At 43.6% G+C, this 16,348-nt stretch carries 15 protein-coding genes; 12 read left to right on the top strand and 3 right to left on the bottom strand.

Features of this window, described 5'->3' with window-relative positions; genetic code table 11:
• Positions 1 to 39 precede the first annotated feature (39 nt).
• Positions 40 to 1,212, bottom strand: a complete 1,173-nt coding sequence (locus tag V7Z64_RS06150) for a M20 metallopeptidase family protein (RefSeq protein WP_297989664.1) — start codon at positions 1,210 to 1,212, stop codon at positions 40 to 42.
• 96 nt (positions 1,213 to 1,308) lie between these two features.
• Between V7Z64_RS06150 and V7Z64_RS06155 the strand changes: the two genes are divergently transcribed.
• Positions 1,309 to 1,677, top strand: coding sequence for a rhodanese-like domain-containing protein (locus V7Z64_RS06155; protein ID WP_297989666.1), 369 nt, complete (start codon positions 1,309 to 1,311; stop codon positions 1,675 to 1,677).
• A 14-nt stretch (positions 1,678 to 1,691) separates the two neighbouring features.
• On the opposite strand, the gene V7Z64_RS06160 is transcribed toward V7Z64_RS06155, so the two are convergent.
• The gene (locus V7Z64_RS06160; RefSeq protein ID WP_297989668.1) at positions 1,692 to 2,198 is read right to left on the bottom strand and encodes an antibiotic biosynthesis monooxygenase family protein; all 507 of its coding nucleotides are present in this window, start codon (positions 2,196 to 2,198) and stop codon (positions 1,692 to 1,694) included.
• A 182-nt stretch (positions 2,199 to 2,380) separates the two neighbouring features.
• On the opposite strand from V7Z64_RS06160, the gene hemE reads away from it, so the two are divergent.
• From hemE to V7Z64_RS06210, 10 genes are all read left to right on the top strand, one after another.
• A complete protein-coding gene (gene hemE, locus V7Z64_RS06165; protein ID WP_297989670.1) occupies positions 2,381 to 3,430 on the top strand; it encodes a uroporphyrinogen decarboxylase in 1,050 nt (349 codons plus the stop codon).
• Positions 3,431 to 3,437: 7 nt separating this feature from the next.
• Positions 3,438 to 4,385: a ferrochelatase gene (gene hemH / locus V7Z64_RS06170; protein ID WP_297989673.1), complete on the top strand. Its 948-nt coding sequence runs from the start codon at positions 3,438 to 3,440 to the stop codon at positions 4,383 to 4,385.
• Positions 4,382 to 5,803: a protoporphyrinogen oxidase gene (hemY, locus tag V7Z64_RS06175; RefSeq protein WP_297989675.1), complete on the top strand. Its 1,422-nt coding sequence runs from the start codon at positions 4,382 to 4,384 to the stop codon at positions 5,801 to 5,803. The genes hemH and hemY overlap by 4 nt, the downstream gene beginning before the upstream one ends.
• Before the next feature lie 95 nt (positions 5,804 to 5,898).
• Positions 5,899 to 6,471, top strand: a complete 573-nt coding sequence (locus V7Z64_RS06180; protein WP_297989677.1) for a TetR/AcrR family transcriptional regulator — start codon at positions 5,899 to 5,901, stop codon at positions 6,469 to 6,471.
• Positions 6,472 to 6,538: 67 nt separating this feature from the next.
• Positions 6,539 to 8,848, top strand: a complete 2,310-nt coding sequence (locus tag V7Z64_RS06185) for a YhgE/Pip family protein (RefSeq protein ID WP_297989679.1) — start codon at positions 6,539 to 6,541, stop codon at positions 8,846 to 8,848.
• A gap of 135 nt (positions 8,849 to 8,983) precedes the next feature.
• Entirely contained in the window at positions 8,984 to 10,003 is a 1,020-nt protein-coding gene (locus V7Z64_RS06190; protein WP_297989681.1) for a LacI family DNA-binding transcriptional regulator, read from the top strand.
• Between the two features lie 35 nt (positions 10,004 to 10,038).
• Entirely contained in the window at positions 10,039 to 11,346 is a 1,308-nt protein-coding gene (locus V7Z64_RS06195) for an ABC transporter substrate-binding protein (protein WP_297989683.1), read from the top strand.
• A gap of 69 nt (positions 11,347 to 11,415) precedes the next feature.
• Positions 11,416 to 12,711 carry a carbohydrate ABC transporter permease gene (locus V7Z64_RS06200; RefSeq protein ID WP_297989685.1) on the top strand — a complete coding sequence of 432 codons (1,296 nt, stop codon included), beginning with the start codon at positions 11,416 to 11,418 and terminating at the stop codon, positions 12,709 to 12,711.
• Between the two features lie 11 nt (positions 12,712 to 12,722).
• Positions 12,723 to 13,550 carry a carbohydrate ABC transporter permease gene (locus V7Z64_RS06205; protein ID WP_003395595.1) on the top strand — a complete coding sequence of 276 codons (828 nt, stop codon included), beginning with the start codon at positions 12,723 to 12,725 and terminating at the stop codon, positions 13,548 to 13,550.
• An 18-nt stretch (positions 13,551 to 13,568) separates the two neighbouring features.
• Positions 13,569 to 15,278, top strand: coding sequence for a glycoside hydrolase family 13 protein (locus tag V7Z64_RS06210; RefSeq protein WP_297989688.1), 1,710 nt, complete (start codon positions 13,569 to 13,571; stop codon positions 15,276 to 15,278).
• A 28-nt stretch (positions 15,279 to 15,306) separates the two neighbouring features.
• On the opposite strand, the gene yhfH is transcribed toward V7Z64_RS06210, so the two are convergent.
• Complete coding sequence (gene yhfH, locus V7Z64_RS06215; protein WP_069201723.1) at positions 15,307 to 15,438, bottom strand: protein YhfH; 132 nt, start codon at positions 15,436 to 15,438, stop codon at positions 15,307 to 15,309.
• Positions 15,439 to 15,591: 153 nt separating this feature from the next.
• On the opposite strand from yhfH, the gene V7Z64_RS06220 reads away from it, so the two are divergent.
• The gene (locus V7Z64_RS06220; RefSeq protein WP_334109750.1) at positions 15,592 to 16,326 is read left to right on the top strand and encodes an MBL fold metallo-hydrolase; all 735 of its coding nucleotides are present in this window, start codon (positions 15,592 to 15,594) and stop codon (positions 16,324 to 16,326) included.
• Positions 16,327 to 16,348 lie beyond the last annotated feature (22 nt).

A 16,348-nucleotide genomic window follows, 5' to 3' on the forward strand; every position in this document is an offset into this window, starting at 1 on the left:
AAAAAATGGAAAGAAGCGGAATGAACACCGCTTCTTTTCTCATTTCATATATTCTACCGCGGCTAACCCAAGCGTTTTTGCTGCAATAAGCATGGCGCGCTCATCAAAATCAAATTTTGGATGATGGTGCGGATAAGCGTTCGTCGTCGTTTTTGCTTTTGCACCTGTAAAGAAAAACGTTCCTTTGACATGTTGTAAATAATAGGCGAAATCTTCCCCACCCATATGGGGAGCAATTTCTACAACGTGAGTGACGTCTTCTACTTCACGGGCAATGGAGACGAAAAATGCTGTTTCTTCTTCATGATTTATGACAGGTGGATAACCGCGCGTATAACTATATTCATATGTACAATGGTTGGCGATACACGTTCCTTTGACAATTTGTTCAATTTCTCGCTCAATATCGGTTCGCACTTGTTCAGACAACGTACGTACTGTTCCGACTAACGTCGCTCGATCAGCGATAACGTTAAACGCGTTGTCGGAAACGAAGGAGCCGATCGAAACAACGGCAGGTTCAAGCGGATCGACGCGCCGGCTAACGATTTGTTGCAAGTGTAGCACAAGTTGCGCTGCTGTAACGATCGCATCTTTTGTTTTATGAGGCTCCGCTCCATGCCCCCCAGAGCCTTTGACGACGATTTGAAAGCGGTCCGCGGCTGCCATGATCGGTCCGGTACGATATTGAATGACACCTGTCGGCTCTGTTGCCCATAGGTGGGTGCCAAAAATCGCGTCGACCCCTTCTAAACATCCGGCTTCAATCATCGCTTTTGCGCCACCTGGTGCGTATTCTTCTGCATGTTGATGAATGCAAACGATCGTTCCGCTCCAATGGTCACGCAGTTCATGAAGCGCTTTGGCAAGAACGAGCAGTGTCGCCGTATGTCCGTCATGACCGCATGCGTGCATGACACCTGGGACGGTTGATCGATACGGCACATCTTTTTCATCTTGAATCGGGAGAGCGTCAAAATCAGCTCGAAGCGCCACCGTTTTTCCGCCTTTTTTCCCTGCGATCGTCGCAACTACTCCGTTCCCTCCGACGTTCGTTCGCACAGGAATGCCGAGCTGTTTATAGTAGTCGGCGATGTACGCTGCCGTTTTATACTCTTGAAACGATAGCTCAGGGTGTTGATGCAAATGACGACGAATGGCCACCATGTCTTCATAATATTCGTGAAGCTTAGCAAACAGTAACGTTTTCATACGTCCCGCTCCTTCTGTTTTTTACCATTATACCATCGTTGACAAACAGACGAAAACGGGGTAATATACCCATATACGTATTTAGAGGGAAAACAGATGAGCACATGGGTAAACATTGTTCTAATCATTTTGCTTATTTATTTTGTCGCGACAAAAATGTTGCCGACAAAAGGTGTAGAGCATATTACGCCGGATGAATTAAAGGAGAAGGTCAAACAAACGAAAGACCGCCAGTTTATTGATGTGCGTACGCCAGCAGAGTATCGTGCGCGCCACATTCGTCAATTTAAAAACATTCCGCTTCATGAGTTGTCTATAAAATTACATGAATTAGACCGTGAAAAAGAAACGATCGTCATTTGCCAAAGTGGTATGCGCAGCAACCAAGCGGCGAAACTATTGGTGAAAAACGGATTTAAGCGCGTTGTAAACGTTCGCGGCGGGATGAACGCTTGGAACGGATGAAGGCTGATGGTGCATCAGCCTTCTTTTACGACCGTATATGTCGTCACATAAGATGGACGTGGGAAAATGGAGCGTTGTTGATCGATGCCTTCTTCAGTCCCGCGTTTTTGATGAGCTTTTTCGTATGCTTTTGATTGTTGCCAACGACGGAAGGCGTTTTCGTTTTCCCACATCGTCATAATGATGTATGTATCGCTTTTTAATGGACGTAGAACGCGAATGGCGACGAAGCCAGGTTCTTTTTCGATTAAACGCGCTCGCTGATTGAAGCGATGTTCAAATAGTGGTCTACCTTCATCTGTGACAGGAATGTTATTACAAACGATAAACTCCCCTCCGAGTGCTCCAACCGCATCTAGCACTTCATATGGACGAGGCTCATGAAATAAAGATTTTCCTTCTGTCTCATGAATGAGCATGCCATTGTCTTCATGACATACGAGCAACATGCGCTCATTTGGATATTGATCGCGCAATTGTTGCAAGTAGTCAACTGTTCCGTTTGTCATAAATACGTACATCCACCCATCACCTCTTTCTATTTATTATTCATATTTTACCACTTTCTTTTCTTCTTGGCGATTTCATGAACGTTGCGTATTATTACTACCCAGACGGTGAAAAAATCGGTATATTTGTGTTAGTGGAAACAAATGAACAGTTTCGTTACACTATAATATAAGCGATTACATACGTAGAGAGGATGGACATAATGATTAAAAACGATACATTTTTACGTGCTTGTCGCGGCGAAGCGACTGAATACGTTCCCGTTTGGTATATGAGGCAAGCCGGACGATCGCAGCCCGAATATCGTGCGTTAAAAGAAAAATACTCGCTTTTTGAAATTACACATCAGCCAGAATTGTGCGCATACGTCACGCGCTTGCCTGTCGAACAATATAACGTTGATGCGGCGATTCTTTATAAAGATATTATGTCACCGCTTCCAGCGATCGGTGTTGACGTCGATATTAAAGCAGGTATCGGACCAGTCATTAGCAACCCGATTCGTTCACTTGCGGATGTGGAGCGCCTCGGAGAAATCGATCCAGAGAGCGATGTGCCGTATGTACTTGAAACGATTCGGCTATTAACGAAAGAGCAATTGACCGTTCCGCTTATCGGGTTTGCAGGTGCACCGTTTACGTTAGCCAGCTACATGATTGAAGGTGGACCGTCGAAAAACTATAATAAAACGAAAGCGTTTATGTACGCTGAACGAAAAGCATGGTTCGCGCTTATGGACAAGCTAGCGGATATGACGATTCGTTACGTGAAAGCGCAAATTCGTGCCGGTGCAAGCGCGATTCAAATTTTTGATTCATGGGTTGGTGCGGTGAACGTTGCTGATTATCGTCATTTTATTAAACCGACGATGGAACGTATTTTTACAGCCCTTCGCGATGAAAACGTTCCGCTTATTATGTTCGGTGTCGGGGCGAGCCATTTAGCAAAAGAATGGCATGACTTGCCGCTTGACGTTGTCGGTTTAGACTGGCGCTTGTCCATTCGTGAGGCGCGTGACATGGGATTGACAAAAGCGCTACAAGGTAATTTAGATCCGGCTGTATTGCTCGCTCCGTGGGAAGTCATTGAAGCGCGCGTCAAACAAATTTTAGACGAAGGGATGGCGCATGAAGGGGGATATGTGTTTAACTTAGGACACGGCATTTTCCCGCAAATTCAACCAGAGACGTTGAAACGATTGACAGCGTTTATTCATGATTACTCTGCGCAAAGAAAAGGATGAATGAATAATGAAAAAGAAAGTGGTAGGATTGCTCGTCATGGCGTACGGCACGCCGTATAAAGAAGAAGATTTAGAAAGATATTATACACATATTCGGCGGGGACGGAAGCCGTCGGAGGAAATGCTTGCTGAGTTGCGTGAGCGCTACGAAGCGATTGGCGGCATTTCTCCGCTAGCGGCGATCACGAAAGAACAGGCCGAAAAGCTCGCTGAGCATCTTAATGGCATGCAAGATGATATCGAATTCCGTATGTATTTAGGTTTAAAGCATATTGAGCCGTTTGTAGAAGATGCGGTGCGGCAAATGCATGAAGACGGAATTGAACAGGCGGTGTCGATCGTATTAGCGCCTCATTTTTCCACATTTAGCGTAAAATCGTACAACGGTCGAGCAAAAGACGAAGCGGCACGCTTAGGTGGACCGAAGTTGACGTGCATTGAAAGCTGGTACAACGAGCCGAAATTTATTCAATATTGGGCGGAACGAGTGAAAGAGACGTACGCCCAAATGTCTGAACGAGAGCGAGAAAAAGCAGTATTAATCGTTTCAGCCCACAGCTTGCCTGAAAAAATTATCGCGATGGGAGACCCATATCAGAAGCAGCTGCAAGAAACAGCTGATTTGATCGCGAGAGAAGCAGGTGTGTCACAATATGTGATTGGATGGCAAAGTGCAGGAAATACGCCAGAGCCGTGGATTGGTCCTGACGTGCAAGATTTAACGCGACAGTTGTATGAAGAAAAACGATATGAGGCGTTCGTCTATGTCCCAGCAGGGTTTGTATCCGATCATTTGGAAGTGTTGTATGACAACGATATTGAATGTAAGCAAGTGACAGATGAGCTTGGTGTCAGCTACTATCGTCCGCCGATGCCGAATGTGCACCCGCAGTTTATTGATGCATTGGCGACTGTAGTGTTAAACCATTTACGTAAAGAAGGCGAAATATCATGAAAAAGAAAGTCGTCATTATTGGCGGTGGAATGACAGGATTGACGGCCGCTTACTATTTACAAAAAGAAGCACGTGAAAACAAGCTGCCGATTTCCTGTGAATTAATTGAAGCAAGTCATCGACTCGGAGGAAAAGTACAAACGGTTTATCGTAATGGGTTTATTATTGAGCGCGGCCCGGATTCTTTTTTAGCGCGCAAAATGAGCGCTTCTCGCCTTATTCACGAGGTTGGGCTTGAACAAGAGCTTGTGCATAATACAGCAGGTCAATCGTACATTCTCGTCAATCGAACGTTGCATCCCATTCCCGGTGGTGCGGTGATGGGCATTCCGACGAAACTTGCCCCGTTTGTAGTGACGCGTCTCTTTTCCCCGTTTGGCAAACTGCGTGCGGCAGCGGACTTTATATTGCCGCCGCTAAAAGCGGAAGGAGACGTGTCGCTCGGACAATTTTTCCGCCGCCGTCTCGGTAACGAAGTCGTTGATCGGCTAATTGAGCCTTTATTGTCGGGAATTTATGCTGGTGATATTGATAAGCTTAGTTTAATGGCGACGTTCCCACAATATTTCCACTTAGAACAAAAACACGGAAGCCTCGTGTTAGGAATGAAACGTTCGATGCCGAAGCAAAAAACGAAGCAAAAAAGCGAGAAAGGCATTTTTCAAACGTTAAAAACAGGATTGTCGTCACTTGTTGATGCAGTTGAACAAAAACTAGAAAAGGGAACAGTCCATAAAGGTGTGCGCGTCGAGCGAATAGAAAAAGTCAACGGACAATACGTTTTAACGTTAAGCAACGGCGAGGTAAAAGAGGCAGATAGCGTCATTATTGCCGTTCCGCACCAGTCGCTAACGTCGCTCTTTCCGAACGAGTCGATGTTTGCCGCTTTTGAAACGATGCCGTCTACTTCCGTTGCGACCGTTGCGCTAGCGTTTCCGAAAGAGGCGATAGCGAAAGATATGAATGGAACAGGATTCGTCGTTTCACGCGATAGCGATTATACGATTACCGCATGTACGTGGACGCATAAAAAATGGCCGCATACGACACCAGAAGGGTACGTCTTGTTGCGCTGTTATGTTGGGCGTCCGGGAGATGAAGCGATTGTTGATCAAACGGATGATGATATCATTCAAGTCGTCATGGACGATTTAAACAAAGTGATGAATATTACGATGAGCCCGATGTTTTCTGTCGTTACGCGTTGGAAACAGTCGATGCCGCAATATATCGTCGGTCATCGCGAGCGCATGGAGCAAGTGAAGAACGATATGCAACAACATTTGCCAGGCGTATTTTTAGCTGGAAGTTCGTATGAAGGACTCGGCCTTCCAGACTGTATCGATCAAGGGGAAGAAGCAGTAAAAAAGGTGCTCCATTACTTGTCTTATACAAAGGAAAAGGTGTCTTCACTATAAGGCACCTTTCTTATTGCAAATATAGCGATATGATGGTACAATTGAAAACGGAATGACCGAAATGTTCATTTAGTCATAATAAAGGATGAACGCTTATGTCGGAAAAAAAGAAGCAAATTGTTGAAGCAGCGGCGAAGTCATTTTCCCTTTTTGGCTATAAAGCGACAACGATGGATCAAGTGGCGAAAATGGCAAACGTCGGAAAAGGGACGATTTATACGTTTTTTAAAAGTAAAGAAGAACTGCTTGAAGACATCGTTTCGTCGATCATTTCTGAAATTAAGCACGAAGCGAATGCGGCAGTTGATGCCCGCTTGCCGTTTAACGAAAATGTGCAACGGGTGTTACAGCGCATTTTTACGTTTCGCAAGGAGCACGAGTTGACGATCAAACTGTTGCAAGAAGTGCGCGATATCGGTACACCAGCTGTGCGCGATGTGATGAAGCGGCTCGATCGCGAAATGATTGCATTTATTCGTGAGAAAATTGAAGAGGCGATGGCCAAAGGCGAAATTCGCTCATGCGATGCGGAGTTAACCGCATTTTTAATGTTTAAAATGTATATCGCGTTACACGTCGACTGGGAAAAAGAACACGAACCGCTGTCGCCACAAAAAATTGCTGAACTGTTTCATTTGTATTTGTTAAAAGGATTATCTCCACGATGATCCTTCTCTTTTTTGCACAAAATGACTAAATGAACGAAATGGTCAATATTTAAAGGGGGTTGAGTGTGTGAACGCATTCAAATTATGGGTGCAGGAAATGAAAATGATCGCCTCGAATCGGAAAGTGCTTATTCCGATTATTGCTGTCTTGTTTATTCCACTTTTATATAGCGGCATGTTTTTATGGGCGTTTTGGGATCCGTACGATCGTTTAGATGAGCTGCCTGTCGCTGTTGTGAACAACGACAAAGGGGCGACGTTTGAAGGAAAAGAGCTGCATATCGGTCGAGATCTCGTCGAAAAGCTGAAGGAAAAGAAACAGTTTGATTGGCACTTTGTTAGTGAAGAAGAAGGAAAAAAAGGGTTGAAAGAACAGCGGTATTATATGCTCATTCAAATTCCTGAACATTTTTCACAACATGCGACGACGTTACAAGACGATCATCCGAAAAAGCTTCAGCTCATTTACATGCCGAATGAAAGCTTCAACTTCTTATCTGCCCAGATTGGTGGAACGGCGGTTGAAAAAATAAAAACGGAAGTAGCGAAAACGCTAACCGAAACGTATGCAGAAAACATGTTTAATAACATAAAAACGTTAGCAGACGGGCTAACGCAAGCGAGCGACGGAGCAGAAAAGTTGCATGATGGACTCGTTGATGCAAGCGAAGGAACGAATAAACTGTACGATGGCATGAAACAAGCGCAAGATGGTTCAAATGAATTGCACCGTCATTTAGCGACACTTGCGGAAAAATCAATCGCATTTACCGACGGATTGCATCAAGCAGCTGACGGTTCGATGCAAGTAGAAACAGGTGTTCAAACGCTTCATGACGGAATGAAGCGCATGGTTGATGGGCAAGGACAGCTAGTTGCTGGAGCGCAACAAGCAAAAGAAGGGACGGCAAAGCTTGCTTCTGGGGCCAATCGTGTGCTTGAAGGAGTGAAAACACTTGATGAACGCATGCCGCAGCTGTTGCAAGGTTCGGAGCAATTAAGCGGGGGAGCAGAAAAGTTAGCGACATCGCTTTCCGAGTGGCAACAAGGAGCTACGCAAGTTCAAATAGGTGCTGCTCAAGTGGCAGGCGGGTTAGAGAAGTTAGCTGTCCAACTTGATGCCCTCATTGCGCAAACGTCAGATCCAGCGCAAAAAGCAGTATATGAGCAACTAAAACAAAACGTTGTGCAATTGTCGGTAGGAAGCAAGCAAGTGGAAAACGGAGTAGCACAGTTAAACGATGGCGCCAAGGCGTTGCAAGCAGGGGCAACTTCGTTAAGTAATGGAGCGAAGCAGTTGCATGAAGGGCATATTGCTCTTGAAAGTGGCGTGAATCAACTGCTTACGGGACAAAAACAGCTGGCCGATGGTGCGAATGCGCTTGCGAGCGGTCAAGAAAAGCTTGTTGTAGGTATGACTACGTTACATGAAAAAATGAAAGAAGCGGAGCAAGGAACAGCGAAGCTCGCTCGTGGTGGCAAAACGCTTGTTTCTGGATTGCGGGCTCTTGCTGACGGTGCTGATCAACTTCAAGACGGTGCGCATCGATTGGCTGATGGTTCGCAACAATTGGCCGGCGGGATGAATGAGTTAACAATCGGGACAGGAAAATTGCAAGATGGGATGAATCAATTAACAGACGGTTCAGAAGAACTAGCAAACAAATTAAAAGAAGGTGCTGAAAAAGCAAGCGATGTGAAGGCGAACGAGGATGTGTACAACATGTTTGCTGAACCGGTTAAAGTAAAAGATGAAAAAATACATGAAGTACCAAACTACGGTACTGGATTTACGCCATATTTCTTGTCGTTAGGGTTGTTTGTTGGCGCGCTGTTGCTTTCGATCGTCTTTCCATTACGGGAACCAGCTGCACCGCCGCGCTCGCCATTTCATTGGTTTTTCGCAAAATTTGGCGTATTAGTCGCCGTTGGCATTGTGCAAGCGCTTCTTGCTGATAGCGTGCTGCTTCTCGGACTTGATTTAGAAGTAAAAAGCGTTTCGTTATTTATCGTGTTTAGCATCGTGACAAGCATTGCCTTTTTATCTGTCATCCAATTTCTCGTTACAGTCTTTGGAGATCCGGGACGTTTTATCGGTATCGTCATTTTAATTTTGCAATTGACGACAAGTGCTGGAACGTTCCCGCTTGAGCTAATTCCGCATGCGCTCCAGCTATTTAACGCATGGTTGCCGATGACGTATTCCGTTTTCGGATTTAAAGCGGTCATTTCGAGTGGAGACTTTTCATTTATGTGGGATCATGTCGGAAAACTACTGATGTTTATTGTCGTTATGATGGCTGGCACGATGACGTATTTTACGATTCAACATCGTCGTCAATTTACAACAATCGTCGAACGAGCTTCTGAGGCGTAATATGCTTCAGAAGCTTTTTTTGATGAAAAAATTTTTAAAAAATTAACTTGCATATACAAGGTGATGTACGTATAATATGAATATGAAAACGATTTCATTCGTTTCTTTTCGATTAGAATGAGGGGGAATGGGAGAATGGCGACGATTGAAGATGTCGCCAAGCTAACAGGGCTTTCACGGACGACGATTTCGCGCGTCATTAACAATCACCCGTACGTGTCAGAAGAGAAACGAAAGCTCGTGCTTGAAGCGATGGAAAAGCTAGGGTATGTGCCGAATTCATCGGCTAGAAGTTTGCGGAATCAAAAAACGAGCATTTTAGCATTATTTATTCCGCGCATTACAAATCCTTTTTTCAGCGAACTTGTAGAAGCGACAGAAATAGCGGCAGCGGAACATGGCTATCAGCTCATTATTTGTCAAACGCGCTATTCGCCTGAAAAAGAATTGAACTATATGAATTTACTAAAAACAAAACAAGTCGATGGAGTCATTTTAGCTTCTATTCAAAATGAATGGAAGAAACTAAAACCTTTTTTGCAATACGGGCCGATCGTCCTTTGTAACGAGTTTGACGATTGTGCAAACGTTCCAACCGTTCGGCTTGATCAAGTGTACGGGGGATACATAGCAACGAAACATTTGCTTGAACAAGGTCATACGAAAATTGCGTATTGTTCCGGTGGTTATCAAAGCAATGTAGCAAAATCGCGTGAGATTGGCTTTAAAAAAGCGTTAGCGGAATATAAGCTTACGTTTGATGAGCGATACGCTTTTCGCGATGCGTTTCATATCGCAGACGGGAAGCGTGTATTCCAAAAAATGATGGCGCTTTCAGAACGACCGACCGCCGTATTTACTGGAAGCGATGAAGTGGCCGCTGGCATTATATCGGAAGCGGTGAAATGCGGCTATCGTATCCCTGAAGACTTAGCGGTCGTTGGTTTCGATAATCAAGCTATTACGGAGTTAACGAATCCGACGATTACAACGGTGCATCAACCGGTGAAACAAATGGCGCAAAAAGCAGTGGATGTGATCGTTGAAAAAATTCAAACGAAAAAATATGAAACAAAGGAAATTTACGAATTTCCACTTCAGCTTATTGTGCGCGCATCAACAATTGGTAGCAAACTTCACCAACATGAAGTTTGACATACATTTCAATTTAAATATAAGGGGGATTTTTCATGAAGAAGGCAACGAAATTTTCTTCTGCATTGCTAGCACTTACGCTCGGATTGACAGCATGCTCTAGCGGTCAAGACACAGGAACGAAGGAAACAACGGACAAAAAAGATGATGCAAAAAAATCAGAAGAAGTTGTAAAAATCGTTTATGCTCGTGGTAAAGATGCGACAAAAGCAACAGAAGAAATTGTCAAAGCGTTTGAAGCAAAATATCCTAACATTGACGTAGAGTTCCGCGAAATGCCTTCAGACACAGGGGCTCAGCACGATGCATACGTCACCATGTTAAACGCTAAATCGTCCGAAATTGACGTCATGGATTTGGACGTTATTTGGCCAGCAGAGTTTGCGCAAGCAGGATACGTTCTTCCGCTTGATCGTTTCATCGAAAAAGATGGTATTGATTTGAGTGCATATAACCAAGGTGCGCTTGCCGCTGGAAATTTCGATGGAAAACAATGGGCGATGCCGAAATTTATTGACACAGGACTATTATTTTATCGTAAAGATATCGTACCAGAAGATAAAGTACCAAAAACTTGGGATGAGTTGTTGACAGCTGCACGTGAGTTTAAAGGACAAGGTGGCACACAATTTGGCTACTTAATGCAAGCGAAACAATATGAAGGATTAGTATGTAACGCGATTGAATTTATTGCGGCATACGGTGGAAAAATTGTTGATGAAAATAACAACGTAGTCGTCAACAGCCCTGAAACAATTAAAGGATTAAAGAAAATGGTTGAAATTGCAACGTCTGACGTTGTGCCAAGCAACATTACAACGTTTACAGAACCAGAATCTCATACAGCGTTTATTGAAGGTCAATCGTCGTTTATTCGCAACTGGCCATACCAATACGCGTTAGCAAACGATCCAGAACAATCAAAAATCGTTGATAAAGTAGGCGTTGCGCCGCTACCTGCTGGTGATAAAGGTTCAGCTGCTGCATTAGGTGGATGGATGACAGCAATTAACGCATATTCGAAAAATAAAGAAGCGGCTTGGGAATTTGTAAAGTTTATGACTGGTCCAGAAGGTCAAAAAATTTCTGCGATTTACGGCGGTTTAGCACCAACGCTTCCAGAGCTATTTAAAGACGAAGAAGTGTTAAAAGCGAACCCATTCTTTGCAGAACAAGGATTTGTTGACGGATTAAATGCAGCAGTACCACGTCCAGTTGTACCAAACTATCCAGAAGTATCTGAAATTATTCAAATTAACGTATCTAAAGCCATTGCTGGACAAATTACAGTCGAAGAAGCTGTGGCGAACATGGAAAAAGAAATTAAAGCAGTTATGCAGTAGTTGCACGTTAGCCTTCAGCCTCGTATGAGCGCTGAAGGCTAAATCCTTTGCATAAAGGGGGAACAATGAGTGAAAAACGAAAAAAAGTCGGAGCGCCGTTTAGCGTACATTCTTGTCGCTCCATCGCTCTTGCTCATTTTAGCCGTCGCCATTTGGCCAGTTATTCAGTCATTTTATTTCAGTTTATTTGACTATCGTTTGAACAACCCAGCAAAATCTTCTCTTCATCTTGATTACAGCTTAAACTTAGAGCGATATTTAGAAAGTTATCCGTTTTTAATGAATGCATTAAAGCAAGAGATGGCGCAAGCAACGGGCGCGGAAAAAGAACAGTTGGCGTCGTTGCAAGAGAAATTGCAACAAGTCGATGAAGAAATTCGCGCAGATGAAGAAGTAGCGAAACGGTATGAACAAGTGGATGAGATTTTGAACAATTTTGAAGTGCCGAGTGAAGAGATTAAAATTGTTTCTATTGATGAAGAAGCGGCACAACATTTAACAAAAACGATTAGCGAAACGAAACAAACGTTAAAAGCGTTAAATGAAAACGGGCAATTGAAACAAGGAGACAAATTAACAGGGCTTGCAAACGGGTTAAGCGGAGCAGTTATTGAACCGAACTTTGTCGGTTTAGCACACTACAAAAACTATTTGAGCGACTCCCGTTTATGGAAAGCGCTTTGGAATACAACCGTATTTACAGTTATTTCTGTATCGATTGAATTAGTGCTCGGCTTAGCGATTGCGCTGTTGATTAATAAAGCGTTTTTTGGACGCGGTCTTGTACGGGCGACGATTTTAATTCCATGGGCCATTCCGACAGCCGTATCTGCGTTAATGTGGAAGTTTTTATATGATGGACAAAACGGAATTGTTGCAAAATACTTTGCAGATATCGGAATCATCAATAATATGAGCGAGCTACTAACGACAGGAGCAGGGGCAATGTTTGCCGTCATTTTCTCCGACGTATGGAAAACGACACCGTACATGGCGCTATTGCTGCTAGCAGGTTTGCAGACAATTCCAAGCTCACTATACGAGGCAGCATCTATCGACGGGGCGACAAAGTGGCAACAATTTGTCAAAATTACGTTACCTCTTTTAAAATCAAGCATTCTCGTTGCGCTCTTGTTCCGTACGCTTGATGCGTTTCGTGTATTTGACTTAATTTTCGTATTGACAGGTGGCGGACCAGCAAACTCGACAGAAACGATTTCGATTTTAGCGTATAAAGTCATGTTCTCACAAACAAACTTCGGTGGCGGTTCAGCGTTGGCGGTGATCGTATTCATTTGCGTAGCGATCATTTCGACGATTTACATTAAGTTTTTAGGTGCTGACCTCATTTCTGACCGAAAATAGGAGGTGCAACGATGCAAAAGAAAGCCGGTCCATTGTTTTATGTGTTTTTATTTGTTTTTGTTTTTTTAGTGATGTTTCCATTTTTATGGATTTTATTAAGTTCGATTAAGCCGTTAAGCGAATTATTTGGTGAAGAAGCATTTAACTGGTTTACGAGCCACCCGACGTTAAAAAGTTACGTCTCTGTTTTCGTCAATTATCCGTTTTTAAAATATTTATGGAACAGCACAGTCATTGCGACAATTACAACCGTATATACCGTATTTGTGGCGGCGTTTGCTGCGTATGCGATTGCGCGCTTAGATTTTAAAGGAAAATCGATCATTTTAGGTATCGTGTTATCGGTATCGATGTTTCCACAAATCGCGACGATTTCACCAATTTATATGTTTGTCAAAAAGTTTGAGTTAACAAATAGCTATTTAGGTTTAATTATTCCGTATACGACATTTGCGTTGCCGCTTTCGATTTGGTTACTAGTCACATTTTTCCGTAAAATTCCGTTTGATTTAGAGGAAGCGGCGAAAATGGACGGAGCGACACCGTTGCAAACGTATTTTAAAGTCATTTTGCCGTTAGCTGTACCGGGGATTTTTACAACGTCCATTCTTGTGTTTATTGCGGCATGGAACGAATTTTTATTTGCGCTAACGATTAACACGGCGGAAAATTATAAAACGGTACCGGTTGGAATCGCGATGTTTCAAGGACAATATACGATTCCATGGGGCGAAATTTCAGCGGCGACAGTCATTGTGACAATTCCGCTCGTTATTATGGTACTATTATTCCAACGCCGCATCGTATCCGGTTTAACGTCTGGTTCAGTGAAAGAATAGCGGAGAGGGGAAAAGAAGATGGAATCGATTCCAAAAACGAAACAATGGTGGAAAGAAGCGGTTGTATATCAAATTTATCCGCGCAGTTTTAAAGATTCAAACGGGGATGGCATCGGTGATTTGCGAGGGATTATTGAAAAGCTAGATTATTTACAAGAGCTCGGTGTCGATGTCGTTTGGCTGTCGCCTGTTTATAAGTCGCCAAACGACGATAACGGCTACGATATTAGCGATTACCAAGACATTATGGACGAGTTCGGCACGCTCGCTGACTGGGACGAACTGCTTCGCGACATGCATGCCCGCGGCATGAAGTTAGTGATGGATTTAGTCGTCAACCATACGTCTGACGAACATCACTGGTTTGTTGAATCACGCAAGTCGAAAGACAATCCGTATCGCGACTATTACATTTGGCGTTCGGGGAAAGATGGGAAAGAACCGAACAACTGGCAATCATTTTTTAGCGGCTCCGCTTGGCAATATGATGAAGCAGCAGGAGAATATTATTTGCATTTATTTTCGAAAAAGCAACCAGATTTAAACTGGGAAAACGAAAAGGTGCGCGAAGAAATTTTCAACATGATGACATGGTGGTTAGATCGTGGCATTGACGGATTTCGGATGGACGTGATTAACTTATTATCAAAAGTGGAAGGGTTACCAGATGCTCCGGTGACGAATGCCAATGATCGTTATCAATGGGGCGGACAATATTTTGTGAACGGACCGAAGTTAATGGACTATTTGCGTGAAATGAAAGAAAAAGTGTTAAGTAAATACGACATTATGACGGTCGGAGAAACGCCGATGGTGACGACAGACGATGCCATTCAGTTTACGAACGAGCAAGATGGCGTAATGAATATGTTGTTTCAATTTGAGCATATGGACGTCGATTCGAAACCGAGTAGCCATCTTGGTAAGTGGGACATTCAACCGTGGAAATTGACCGATTTGAAAAAAATTATGAGCAAGTGGCAAGTGGAACTTCATGGAAAAGGATGGAACTCACTCTATTTAGAAAACCATGACCAGCCACGCTCTGTTTCGCGTTTTGGCGATGATCAAACGTATCGGGTGGAAAGTGCAAAAATGTTGGCGACATGGTTGCATATGATGCAAGGAACGCCATACATTTACCAAGGACAAGAAATTGGGATGACGAACGTCGCGTTCCCGTCGATTGAATATTACCGCGACGTTGAAACGATTAACTTATGGAACGATGTCGTTGTCAATAAGGGGGAAGACCCAGACAAAATTTTAAAAGCGATTCATTACCGTGGTCGCGATAACGCGCGCACACCGATGCAATGGGATGCGACAGAACATGCAGGATTTACGACGGGGACGCCGTGGATTGACGTCAATCCAAACTATCGCGATATTAACGTCGAACAAGCATTAAAAGATGAAAATTCCATCTTCCATTACTATAAAAAGCTCATTCGTCTCCGAAAAGAGCATCCAATTATCGTATACGGATCATATGAACTGTTGCTTGAAGATGATGAACAAATTTACGCATACGTGCGCAAGTTGAACGATGAACAGCTGCTTGTCATCACAAACTTTAGCAGCGAGCAGCCAACATTTACATTGCCGTCACACATCACGTTCACGGAAAAACAACTGCTCATTAGCAACTATGCGGTTGATGAAAACGAATCGATAGACACGATCGTGCTAAAACCGTATGAAGCACGTGTTTATAAACTAAAGTAAAAAGCAGCCACGCGGGCTGCTTTTTACTTTAACAAGTGACGTTTAAGCATTGAACGCATATGTTGCCGTAACATTCATGTTGTTCTTCCATTTCTTTGCCGCACTCGCAACATGTTTTCGGCGGCAACTTTTTATAAAATTCAGACATTTTTTCTAACATAACTCCCCATCCCCTTCGCTTTTATTGATTTTATTGTATTATAACAGATGTACATTTTTCAATAGTTGTTTTATAACATTTACATATGTGAAATTCGTTCAGAAATTTGGTATCGTTTAGTTGTACACATTTTTGCGAGGAAGGTGAATACATATGAAAGTGACCGTTATCGGTTATTGGGGAGCGTTTCCGAAAAAGAATGAGGCGACGTCATGTTACTTATTTGAACACGACGGTTTTCGTTTATTAGTGGACTGTGGAAGCGGAGCGTTAGCCCAACTGCAAAACGTCATTGATATTGAACAAATTGATGCGGTGATCATATCGCATTATCATCACGACCATGTCGCAGATATCGGCCCGCTTCAATACGCGCGACTCATTAAGAAAAATTTAGGCGCACATTTGCCTGAGCTTCCTATTTATGGCCATTCGTTTGATCGGGATGGATTCGCACGCCTTGCTCATAAAGGAGTGACGAAAGCGGTGGCGTACGATCCGAACGATGAGCTTCATATCGGTCCATTTACGATTACGTTTATGCCGACAGAACATCCAGCTGTTTGTTATGCGATGCGCATTTGTGCAGGAGAAAAGACGGTCGTATATACAGCAGATTCGAGCTATTTGCCTCAGTTTGTTCCTTTTGCAAAACATGCGGACGTACTGATTTGCGAATGCAACTTTTACGCAGGACAACATGCGAAACAAGCAGGGCATATGACGAGCGAGGAAGCGGCAACGATCGCCCGCGACGCTGGCGTTAAAACATTGCTATTAACGCACTTACCTCATTTCGGTAACGTTGAACAACTTGTCGACGAAGCAAAAACGATTTTCCATGGCGATGTCCAACTAGCAACAACAAGATGGACGTGGGAAGGGTAGCGATCGGCTACTCCTATTATCA

Origin of the sequence: Anoxybacillus sp., assembly GCF_036834105.1 — a bacterium.
Classification (GTDB): domain Bacteria; phylum Bacillota; class Bacilli; order Bacillales; family Anoxybacillaceae; genus Anoxybacillus.

Bases quoted from the DNA above. Each gene is read 5' to 3' on its own strand.
- V7Z64_RS06190 (WP_297989681.1), top strand. From the start codon at position 8,984: ATGGCGACGATTGAAGATGTCGCCAAGCTAACAGGGCTTTCACGGACG.
- V7Z64_RS06205 (WP_003395595.1), top strand. From the start codon at position 12,723: ATGCAAAAGAAAGCCGGTCCATTGTTTTATGTGTTTTTATTTGTTTTT.
- hemH (WP_297989673.1), top strand. From the start codon at position 3,438: ATGAAAAAGAAAGTGGTAGGATTGCTCGTCATGGCGTACGGCACGCCG.
- V7Z64_RS06155 (WP_297989666.1), top strand. From the start codon at position 1,309: ATGAGCACATGGGTAAACATTGTTCTAATCATTTTGCTTATTTATTTT.
- V7Z64_RS06210 (WP_297989688.1), top strand. From the start codon at position 13,569: ATGGAATCGATTCCAAAAACGAAACAATGGTGGAAAGAAGCGGTTGTA.
- hemY (WP_297989675.1), top strand. From the start codon at position 4,382: ATGAAAAAGAAAGTCGTCATTATTGGCGGTGGAATGACAGGATTGACG.
- V7Z64_RS06150 (WP_297989664.1), bottom strand. From the start codon at position 1,212: ATGAAAACGTTACTGTTTGCTAAGCTTCACGAATATTATGAAGACATG.
- V7Z64_RS06160 (WP_297989668.1), bottom strand. From the start codon at position 2,198: ATGTACGTATTTATGACAAACGGAACAGTTGACTACTTGCAACAATTG.
- hemE (WP_297989670.1), top strand. From the start codon at position 2,381: ATGGACATAATGATTAAAAACGATACATTTTTACGTGCTTGTCGCGGC.
- yhfH (WP_069201723.1), bottom strand. From the start codon at position 15,438: ATGTTAGAAAAAATGTCTGAATTTTATAAAAAGTTGCCGCCGAAAACA.
- V7Z64_RS06220 (WP_334109750.1), top strand. From the start codon at position 15,592: ATGAAAGTGACCGTTATCGGTTATTGGGGAGCGTTTCCGAAAAAGAAT.
- V7Z64_RS06195 (WP_297989683.1), top strand. From the start codon at position 10,039: ATGAAGAAGGCAACGAAATTTTCTTCTGCATTGCTAGCACTTACGCTC.
- V7Z64_RS06180 (WP_297989677.1), top strand. From the start codon at position 5,899: ATGTCGGAAAAAAAGAAGCAAATTGTTGAAGCAGCGGCGAAGTCATTT.